This window comes from Pseudomonas sp. 1 R 17 (genome assembly GCF_900067035.1).
In the GTDB taxonomy this organism is placed as follows: domain Bacteria; phylum Pseudomonadota; class Gammaproteobacteria; order Pseudomonadales; family Pseudomonadaceae; genus Aquipseudomonas; species Aquipseudomonas marginalis.
Window position 1 is genome coordinate 16,707 of sequence record NZ_FKLB01000036.1, and the last position, 10,364, is coordinate 27,070.

The 10,364-nt window shown below is 61.4% G+C and carries 7 protein-coding genes; all 7 read left to right on the top strand.

From position 1 onward, the window contains the following. Window positions 1–17: 17 nt before the first annotated feature. The 7 genes from BFP99_RS11805 (at window position 18) to BFP99_RS11835 (ending at window position 10,316) form a co-directional block, all read left to right on the top strand. A complete protein-coding gene (locus BFP99_RS11805) occupies window positions 18–650 on the top strand; it encodes a hypothetical protein (RefSeq protein WP_027608077.1) in 633 nt (210 codons plus the stop codon). 251 nt (window positions 651–901) lie between these two features. Continuing rightward, window positions 902–2,425, top strand: coding sequence for a YdgA family protein (locus BFP99_RS11810; RefSeq protein ID WP_065947307.1), 1,524 nt, complete (start codon window positions 902–904; stop codon window positions 2,423–2,425). A 300-nt stretch (window positions 2,426–2,725) separates the two neighbouring features. Then, on the top strand, window positions 2,726–5,206 hold the full coding sequence (pgaA, locus tag BFP99_RS11815) for a poly-beta-1,6 N-acetyl-D-glucosamine export porin PgaA (protein WP_065947308.1): 2,481 nt from the start codon (window positions 2,726–2,728) through the stop codon (window positions 5,204–5,206). Between the two features lie 12 nt (window positions 5,207–5,218). Continuing rightward, the gene (gene pgaB / locus BFP99_RS11820; protein ID WP_065947309.1) at window positions 5,219–7,216 is read left to right on the top strand and encodes a poly-beta-1,6-N-acetyl-D-glucosamine N-deacetylase PgaB; all 1,998 of its coding nucleotides are present in this window, start codon (window positions 5,219–5,221) and stop codon (window positions 7,214–7,216) included. A gap of 2 nt (window positions 7,217–7,218) precedes the next feature. Continuing rightward, the gene (gene pgaC / locus BFP99_RS11825) at window positions 7,219–8,559 is read left to right on the top strand and encodes a poly-beta-1,6-N-acetyl-D-glucosamine synthase (RefSeq protein ID WP_027608081.1); all 1,341 of its coding nucleotides are present in this window, start codon (window positions 7,219–7,221) and stop codon (window positions 8,557–8,559) included. Window positions 8,560–8,561: 2 nt separating this feature from the next. Next, window positions 8,562–9,044, top strand: a complete 483-nt coding sequence (pgaD, locus tag BFP99_RS11830; protein ID WP_065924687.1) for a poly-beta-1,6-N-acetyl-D-glucosamine biosynthesis protein PgaD — start codon at window positions 8,562–8,564, stop codon at window positions 9,042–9,044. A gap of 123 nt (window positions 9,045–9,167) precedes the next feature. Further along, entirely contained in the window at window positions 9,168–10,316 is a 1,149-nt protein-coding gene (locus tag BFP99_RS11835) for an integrase core domain-containing protein (protein WP_065924691.1), read from the top strand. Window positions 10,317–10,364: the final 48 nt, after the last annotated feature.

The window sequence follows — 10,364 nt, forward strand, 5'->3', positions numbered from 1 at the left end:
TCATGGGGATTCCAATAATGAAAAACCCTTATGCTCCCGCTTTCTGGTGCGTGCTCTTCGCACTGGTGTTGTTATCGGCCGCGTATTTCTACGGCGTCATGCTCGCCCATCAACTCGACAAGGCCATGGTGTTTCTCGACAGCGCCTGCCTGGTGATCGGCTCCCTGTCCATCGGCGTGGTGGCCTGGGCGTCCTACCAGAACCAACGCGTGAAGAAAAAACTCCTCGAGCAAGGCAAGACCCGCGTAGCGATCTGGGACACCAAGGTCGCCCTGCGTCGAGTCGAAACCGTGTTCGACCGCTATTTCTGGGGCAGCTATTGGCAGCCGGGGCGCACCTTCCAGGAAGTCATGGGCGACCTTACCGGCACGCCCCTGGAAAAAAGCCTCGAAGTCCTGAAAAAACAGTGTGTGGCCCTCGATCGGCAGGTCGCCGATGGCCGGCATTGGCTGAATAATGCGCGGGAATTGTCCGACGTTGCCACGCAGATGGCCCGTGAGCGCTACCAACTGGACTTCTGCGACCCCAAGTCCGACACGCCCGGCAATGCGGTGATACACCGCGAGTTTGAGGTGCTGGTGTACACCTGGACCGCACGCCTGAAGAGTTTTGACCACCAGCTCGACGAGATCGAATTGGAGTATTCCTGACGTAGCAGTGGTCGAGTAGAACGAGGCCGCGTTCGAGGACGAAGTCCTCGTAAAACCAGCACGCACGTTTTTTGATAAGCCAAGGTGCGTGGTTTTACGACTGCTTCGCAGTCGAACGCGGCCTCGCTGCGCTCGACCGCTGCTACGGAGCCTATGCTAACCTCTCCCGGATTTTTCGGCGGGCTTGAGCCAACCCCAACAGGGTTCAAGGAAGACAGCCCACTTCTCACAGGATTTGATCAGGTCACTTCATGAATAAGCCAGCAGTCGTTCTTTTGGGTTTAGTTGTCGCCGTAGGCGTCGTCAGTGCAGGCGGCGCCTGGTACACCGGTAAACAACTGGAACCGGTGCTGCAAACCGCGATCCAGAACGCCAACAAGGAACTGCAGACCTCCATGGCCGGCGTTGATGGCACCGTGGCCCTGGAGCTGGTGTCCCTGGAGCGTGGCGTGTTCAGCAGCACCGCGCACTACCGCCTGAAGGGCCAAGGCTCGGTGTTCGGCGAAGAAAACCCCAATCCCGAATTGCTCTTCGTCGACCATATCGAACACGGCCCGCTGCCGTTCTCGCGCCTGGTGACGCTCAAATGGCTGCCGGTCATGGCCACCAGTCACTACGAACTGGAAAAAAACCCCACCACCGAGAAGTGGTTCGCCGCCGCCAAAGACGTGTCGCCGCTCAAAGGCGTGGCCAATATCGGCTACAGCCGCTCGGTCAACGGCAACATCGAATTGCTGCCCCTGGAGTTCAAGGACGCCGCAGCTTCGGCGAGCTTCTCTGGCGCCAACCTGAATTTCGACAGCACCGCAGAAGGCCAGAAGGTCAAGGCTGACGGCTTCATGAACAGCTTCAAGATCGCCGGGTTAGACGGCAAGGGCGAACACTTCGAAGCTCAATTGTCTGGCCTGACCATCGCCAGCAACCTGGAAAAATCCACCTTTGGCTTCTACACCGGGCAAAACACCGTTGAGCTGACCGACAGCACGTTCACCTTCGGCCCGCAGAAAGCCGTGCTGACGGTCAAAGGCTTCGAGCAGAAAGACTCCAGCGAAACCAAGGACAACAACCTGGCCGGCCGTGTCGACTACAAGATCGACGAGATCGGTTACCAGGGCAAACCCGTGGGTTCGGCGGCCATGGCCCTGAGCATGAAGAACGTCGACATCCCGGCCATGCTGGTGTTGACCAAGCTGTACCAGGACAAGATGCAGCCGGTGCAAGCCGCTGCCGCAGCGGGCGAGCCCGCACCTGAGCTGCAACTGACCGAGCCCGCACCTGAGCTGCAACTGACCGAAGCCGAGCAGGCCCTGGCCGAAGCGAACGTCAACCAGGTACTGGCCGCCAAGCCGCAGATCGCCGTGGAAAACCTGTCGCTGAAAACCACCCATGGCGAAAGCAAGTTCAACCTGCTGGTGGACCTGGCCAAGCCAGCGTCCATGGAGCTGCCGCCGGTTGAGCTGGGCAAGCAGATGATTGCATTGCTGGATGCCAACCTGACCCTGTCCAAGCCGATGATTGGCGACGTTGCCGCCCTGCAAGCGCAACTCGGTGGCGTGAGCGACGCGAAAGCCATCGAGCAGCAGTCCCAAATGGCCGCTGAGATGGTCAGCGGCATGGCGGTCGGTACTCAGTTGGCGACCCTGGTCGGCAGCGACGTGGTGTCCAAGTTGCACTACGCCAACAATGAAGTGACCTTCAACGGCCAGAAGATGACCGTCGAGCAATTCATTGGTTTTGTGATGGCCAAGGTCGGCGCGGTCAGCGGCGCACAGTAAAGATTTCGCCATCACCCGGAAATAAATAATGTGGGAGCGGGAGTGCCCGCGATAAGGGTCAAACAGTCGGCGCACGTGCCGGCTGGTACCCCGTTATCGCAGGCAAGTCCGCTCCCACATTCACATTTCAGATAGGCTGCGCAATTCTGAACAATTGTTTTGGATTGGTCTTTTTCCTACTTTCCTAAGAGATAGTTCACACAGGAAAGCTAGGCCGGGTCATTGGACGCCGGCACCCTGCGGCAATTCGCTCAGGACCACCTATCGTTACAGCTTTCCGTGTGTAAGGAAGCTCACGATATGTTGCGAAACCTACCACTCAGTGCATCAGGCCGGTTGCGACTGCTCGTCGGGGCAGCCTTATGCAGCCAATTACTGATGCCCGCCTTCGCCATGGCCGATCCGGCCTATGACGCACTGATTATTCAGGCGCGCAACGGCAACTTCACCCCCGCCCTGACCCAATTGCGCCAGCTGTCTGCCGAACGCCAGACGCCAGGCCAGGTCAGCGATCATGTGGTGATCGCCGGTTGGGCCGGCCAGGACGCCGAAGTGCTGAAGGTGTACGAGGCCCAGGGTAAACATCGCAACCTCAGCACCCAGGCGCTCGCCACCGTCGCGCGTACGTATCGTAACCAGCGGCAATGGGCCCAGGCTGAGGCTGTCTATCGCCAGGCGTTGCTGCGTGAGCCGAATAATGTCGATCTGCAACTGGGCTTGGCCCTGACCCAGGCCGACGGCGGCAAGGCCAAAGAAGCCGTGCAACGCACCCGCGCGCTGGTGGCCGCCAAGCCCGATGATCCTAACCGCCGCATGGCCCTGGGCTACGCACTGACCCGCGCCGGCCTCAACTACGATGCGCTGTTTGAGTTCGACCAGGCGTTTATCCGCGCGGGCGACAAGCCTGACGTCGCCCGCGAATACATCGTCGCCCTGCAAAAGGCCCGCCTGCCGGAAGCCGCGTTGCGCCTGTCGGCCCAGCGTCCTGGCCTGCTGGACCCGGTGACCCAGCGCCGCCTGGAAGGCGACCTCGCTGCCGAGCGTGTGCGCATGGCCGAGTTCGCCACCCGCAGCGAAAAAGAACGCTACGTGATTGCCGACCGAGCCCTGGCCGATTACGACAAACTGCTCGCCCGCTGGACCCCGGACGCCAGCGCCCATGACGATGTGGTGCGCTGGCGTATCGACCGCCTGGGTGCACTCAAGGCCCGTGCGCGTACCGCTGAAGTGATCCGCGAGTACGAAGTGCTTAAGGCCGAAGGCGTGCAACTGCCGACCTACGCCGTGCGCTGGGTGGCCGCGTCCTACCTCGACCAACGCCAGCCGGAAAAAGCCGAGCCGCTGTATCGCCAGGCCCTGAGCGCCACCGACGCCGAGCCCGATGATCGGGTCGAAGACACCACCGCGCTGTTCTACGCCTTGCAGGAAAGCGATAAAGCCGAGGACGCCAACGAGGTCGCCAAGGGCCTCGCCAACAGCCAGAACCCGCGGGTCGAGCTCAAGGGCTTGCCCATCGGCAACCCCAACGACGCGTGGATGGACGCCCAGCAACTGTCGGCCCAGGCCGGCGTCTACGGCGGCGACCTGCCGGGAAGCGAAGCCGGCCTCGAAGCGCTGGTGGCGAAAGCCCCTGGCAACGTCGGCCTGCGCCTGGCCCAGGCTGACATGTACCGCGCCCGCGACCTGCCACGGCGTGCCGAAGGCATCCTGAAGGAAACCGAAGCCCAGGCCCCACGGGATATGGGCCTGGAAGTGAGCCAGGCCTACACCGCCATGGACCTGCAGGAGTGGCGCCAGCTCGACGTGCTCACCGACGATGTGCTCGCCCGCAACCCGGACAATCGCCAGGTGCAGCGCCTGAGCCGCCTGCGCGACGTGCATGACATGGCCGAGCTGCGGGTCGAGGCCTATACCGGTAAAAGTTTTGGCGGGGGCAATGACAGTGACGCGGGCGCCGTCGCGGGTAGCCGCGATTGGGGCATTGAGAGTCGGATCTACACGCCGCCCATCGACGAAGACTGGCGTGTATTCGCCGGCGCCGGGTATGCCAAGGCCGACTTCAGCGAAGGCACGGGCCAGCATCGCTGGCAGGTCGTGGGCGTGGAGCGGCGTACCCGCGACATGACCATTGAAGCCGAGGTCTCCAACCATTCCTACGGCGATGGCTCCAAACAAGGCGCCGCGGTGTCGATTGCCCGCGACATCAACGACAATTGGCAATACGGCGGCAGCCTCGGCTACCTGCTGAGCACCACGCCGCTGCGGGCGTTGAATGACGGGGTCACGGCCAACGGTGGCAGCGGCTTTATCCGCTGGCGCGCCAACGAAAGCCGCGAATGGAAACTCACCCTCAGCCCCTCCCATTTCAGCGACGGCAACGACCGCTTCGAAGCCTTGCTCAGCGGCCGCGAAGGCCTCTACAGCTCGCCGAAAGTGCAAGTGGACCTGGGCCTGGAAGTCGGCGCCAGCCGCAACAGCAAGGAAGACACGGTGTACTTCAATCCGAAGTCGGACTTTACCGTGTTGCCCGTCCTCAACATCAACCATGTGCTCTATCACCGCTACGAGACCCAGTGGAGTCAGCAGTTCCAGGTCGGTGCGGGTACGTATAGCCAGCGGGATTACTCCACCGGTGGCATCGGTCTGGTGGGCTATGGCCAACGCTTTCGCTGGAATGACGTGCTGGACGCCGGCGCCAACCTGAGCCTGATCAGCCGACCTTATGACGGGGATCGCGAACGCGATCTGCGTCTGCTCGTCGACCTCACTTACCGTTTCTAAAAGAGCCTGACCATGACCTTCCTCAGCCGTTGCTTGTTGGTTCTGGGCGTATTGCTGGCCAGTGCCTGCGCCCAGCAACCCGCACCTTTCACTCCCCCCGCCGAGCGGCCGACACCGCCCAACGAAGCGGCGTGGCCGAAAAACCACTTCCTGGGCATTGCCTACCATGACGTGTCGGACCGCGATCCTGACCAGGCCGTGGTGGCGGTGCGCACCGAGCGATTGATCGAACAGTTGGCCTGGCTGCGGGAGAACGGCTATCAGGCGGTCAGCGTTGACCAGATCCTGGCCGCCCGCCGTGGCGGCCCCGCGTTGCCGCCCAAAGCCATCATGCTCAGCTTCGATGACGGCTATTCGAGCTTCTATACCCGCGTGATGCCGATCCTGCGCGCCTATCGCTGGCCGGCCTTGCTGGCGCCGGTGGGCTACTGGATCGACACGCCGATGAACAAACCGGTGGACTTCGCCGGCTCGCCACGGCCGCGCGGCGAGTTCCTTACCTGGCAGCAGATCCGCGAAGTGTCGCAATCGGGCCTGGTGGAAATCGCCGCGCACACCGACGCCAGCCACACCGGGATCCTGGCCAACCCCCAGGGCAACCTCGAGCCGGCGGCGACCTCGCTGCGCTATGACCCGGCCACGGGCCGCTATGAAACCCAGGCGCAGTTCGATGCGCGGCTGCGTGCGGATGTCGCGGCGATCTCCAACAAGATCCAAACCGTGACCGGCAAGAAACCACGGGTATGGGTGTGGCCGTACGGCGCCGCCAAGGGCACCTCGCTGGCGATCGTCGGCGAGCAGGGCTACCAGATGGCCCTGACCCTGGAAGACGGCCTCGACAGCTCCAGTGACCTGATGAACAGCCCGCGCTTCCTGGTGGCCTCCGACCCGGACGGCGAGCATTTCGCCAACAGCATCGTCGCCGTGCAAACCCCGGCACCGCTGCGGGTGCTGCATGTGGACCTGGACAACGTCTACGACCCGGACCCGGCCCAGCAGGCGCGCAACCTCGACCAACTGGTGCAGCGCGTGGTGGACATGGGCGCCGGTACGGTGTTCCTGCAAGCCTTCGCCGACCCCAAGGGGGATGGCCTGGTGCACGAACTGTACTTCCCCAACCGTCACTTGCCGGTGCGCGCCGACCTGTTCAACCGCGTCTCCTGGCAGTTGCACACCCGTGCCCATGCCGCCGTGTACGCGTGGATGCCGGTGTTGAGTTTTGCCCTCGATCCCAAGCTGCCCCGCGTGACGCGCTGGGACCCGGAAACCGGTCAGGTCGGCACCGACCCGGACCAATATAAACGCCTGTCGCCGTTCGACCCGCAGGTGCGCAAGATCATTGGCGAGATCTATGAAGACCTGGCGCGCAACAATGCCATCGACGGCGTGCTGTACCACGACGACGCAGTGCTCTCTGACTTCGAAGACGCCAGCCCCGCCGCGCTCAAGGCCTATGCCGCCAACGGCCTGCCGGGCAGCATCCAGGCCCTGCGCGCCGACCCGGCCGTGATGCAGCGCTGGACGCGCTTCAAGAGCCGCTACCTGATCGACTTCACCAAAGAGCTGACCGCCAAGGTCCACGCCATCGGTGGGCCGCAGGTGCAGACCGCGCGCAATATCTTCGCCGAGCCGATGCTCAACCCGGCGAGCGAGGCCTGGTTCGCCCAGAACCTCGATGATTTCCTCCAGACCTATGACTGGACCGCGCCGATGGCCATGCCGCTGATGGAAGGCCAGGAGTACAAGACCTCCAATGCCTGGCTGGAGAAGCTGGTGGCGACGGTCAAGGCGCGTCCTGGCGCGATGGAGCGCACGGTATTCGAACTGCAGGCCAAAGACTGGCGCACCAAGGCCGCGCCGGATATCGACGCTGTGCAGATGGCTGAATGGATGGGTGTGCTCAAGCGCCAGGGTGTCACGAGTTTTGGCTACTACCCGGACAACTTCCTGGAAAATTCCCCGGACCTGAAGACTGTGCGTCCGGCCCTTTCCAACCAATGGAATCCTTGACCATGTTCGACAGAATCCTGGCGTTATTCGTGCTGGCACTGGTATTAGGCGTGCCCCTGGGCCTGATCTTCCTGGTCACCGGGCAGTTCCTGATGGACTTCGTGTTTTTCTACCCGCTGTTCATGTCGGCGCTGTGGATCGCCGGTGGCTTGTACTTCTGGCTGCATTGGGAGCGCCACTGGCCCTGGGAGGAAGACACTCCGGCACCGACCCTGGCCGGCAACCCGCTGATCTCGATCATCATCCCTTGCTACAACGAGGGCGATAACGCCGCCGACACCATTCATGCGGCGCTGGGCCAGCTGTACCCGAACATCGAAGTGATCGCGGTCAACGACGGTTCCAAGGACAACACCGCCGCCGTCCTCGATGCCCTGGCGCTGGAGCATCCACGCCTGCGGGTGCTGCACCTGGCGCAGAACCAGGGCAAGGCCGTGGCCTTGCGCATGGGTGCGGTGGCCTCGCGCAGCGAATACCTGGTGTGCATCGACGGCGATGCGCTGCTGGATAAAAACGCGGCGGCCTACATGGTTGCACCGATGCTCGACAACCCGCGCCTGGGCGCCGTCACCGGCAACCCACGCATCCGCACACGCTCGACCTTGATCGGCCGCGTGCAGGTGGGCGAGTTCTCCTCGATCATCGGCTTGATCAAGCGCACCCAGCGCGTGTTCGGGCGGATCTTCACGGTGTCGGGTGTGGTGGTGGCGTTCCGTAAAAAGGCGCTGGACCGCATCGACTACTGGAGCACCGACATGATCACCGAGGACATCGATGTCAGTTGGAAGCTGCAGCTCGATCACTGGAGCATCTTCTACGAGCCGCGCGCGCTGTGCTGGATCCTGATGCCCGAAACCGTCGGTGGCCTGTGGAAACAGCGCCTGCGCTGGGCCCAGGGCGGTGCCGAAGTGCTGTTCAAGAATATCCGTGGCATCTGGCAATGGCGCCATCGCTACCTGTGGCCGCTGCTGTTCGAATACTGCCTGTCCACCGGTTGGGCCTTCACCTTCCTGCTTTCGGTGATTTTCTGGGGCCTGGGCAAATTCATCGTGCTGCCGCCGGCAATCACGGTGGACTCCCTGGTCCCGCCGGCCTTTACCGGCCTGGTGCTGGCGATGGTGTGTTTGGTGCAGTTTGCGGTGAGCATCCTGATCGACCGCCGCTACGAGAAAGACCTGTGGAAAACCCTGTTCTGGACCGTGTGGTACCCGATGGTGTTCTGGCTGGTCAGCCTGTTCACCACCCTGGTCAGTTTCCCCAAGGTGCTGTTCAACCAGCACCAGAAGCGCGCGCGCTGGGTCAGCCCGGATCGCGGTATCAAACCTGTTGAAGAGGAGGCGTGAGCATGAAACTGGTCAGAACTCGCCAAAGTACCGTGATGTGGATCATCGACGTGATCCTGACCTTGATGGCCTGGGCCGGACTGGTCTGGCTGCTGGCGCGCGGGGTCACTTCGATGCTTGAAACCCACGGCGGCCCGCGTATCGAGGCGCCGATTTTCGCGGCGCTCAATACCTTGCAGGTCTACCTGTGGATCGCACTGTTCAACGCGGTGATCCTGGTCACCTGGGCACGCTACCAGCAACGCAAGGGGCGCAAGTTTGCCCAGCGCCGCGCCGAAGCCAAGGCTCTCACCGACAAGAACCTGAGCGAGAGCTTCAGCCTCGCCGAGGGTGACCTGGAGCAACTGCGCCGACCGGGCGTACTGGTGATCCACAACGACGAAGACGGCGGCGTGTCGGAAGTCAAAGCCCACGTCTCCCGCGACGTGGAAAAACCAGGCTTGACCCTCGTGCCTGGCGCGCCTCAGAACAAAGACGCCAGCTAGTGGTGTAAACCACAATCCAATGTGGGAGGGGGCTTGCCCCGGTACAAACCGGGGACATCGTTTACATTTCTAACCGGGGACATGGTTTACAGGCTAATACGCATGATCAGGAGGTAACTGATCATGCCCTGGAACCAAGAGTCCCCCATGAATCAAAGAATCAAGCTGGTAGCTGATTGGCTTTCTGGCAACTTCACCAAAAGCCAGTTGGCACGCCGCTTTGACGTTAGCCGACCTACCGTCGATAAGTGGATTGCCCGGCACGACGGCGATTTGAGGTCTTTATCCGAACTGTCCCGGCGACCTCACAACAGCCCAAATAAAACCGACGACGAGATTTTGGCCCGTGTAGTCGCGATGAAGGAGGCTCACGATAAATGGGGGCCGAAAAAGCTTCTCGAGCTATTACGGCTGGAAGATCCCTCCGTCACCTGGCCCTCTCCAAGTACGGCCGGTCAATGGCTTGACCGACTTGGGCTCGTCAAAAAGCGGCGCTTCAAACGCCGACACAGCATTTCCCACGCACAAATGCGAAAGGCCGACGAACCTAACAAGACGTGGTGTGCTGACTACAAAGGGCAGTTCAAGATGCTTAATGCTCAGATGTGCTTCCCTTTGACCGTCACAGACCATGCGTCGCGGCTGATTTTAGCGTGCAGGGCCCATCCCAAGATCATGACCCAGCCTGTAAAACAGGCCTTTGAGAGGCTTTTTCAGGAGTACGGCATGCCGGAAGTTATCCGTTCGGACAACGGGGTACCGTTCGCCTCTCCTGGCCTGGCAAGAATATCCACACTGGCAGTTTGGTGGATTCGGCTGGGTATTTATCCCGAGCGAACCATGCCGGGAAGACCCGCCCAGAATGGTCGCCATGAACGAATGCACCGTAGCTTGAAACTTGAGTTGCCCTTAGGGAAAAACTTAGTCGAGCAGCAGCTTTTGCTGGAGCATTTCAGGCATGAGTTTAATTACGTACGCCCTCACGAAGCGCTCGGCATGAAACGTCCGGGAGACTTGTATGTGCCGTCCACCCGAATTTATCCAGGATGCTTGCCCGATGTGGAATATCCGGCAGAAATGAAAGTTCGAAGCGTCAGGCAGGACGGATCGATCAAGTGGAACGGCAAGTTGGTATTTATCAGCGAGGCGCTGTCCGGGGAAAGGATAGGGCTCAAAGAAGCTGAAGATGAAGCTTGGGATTTGTACCTGTGTGATTATCCCTTGGGGAGGCTTGGACGAGGTATGACCCGCGTCCAGGCCTCAAATGTGTAAACGATGTCCCCGGTTTCAGATGTAAACGATGTCTACGGTTCTACACCC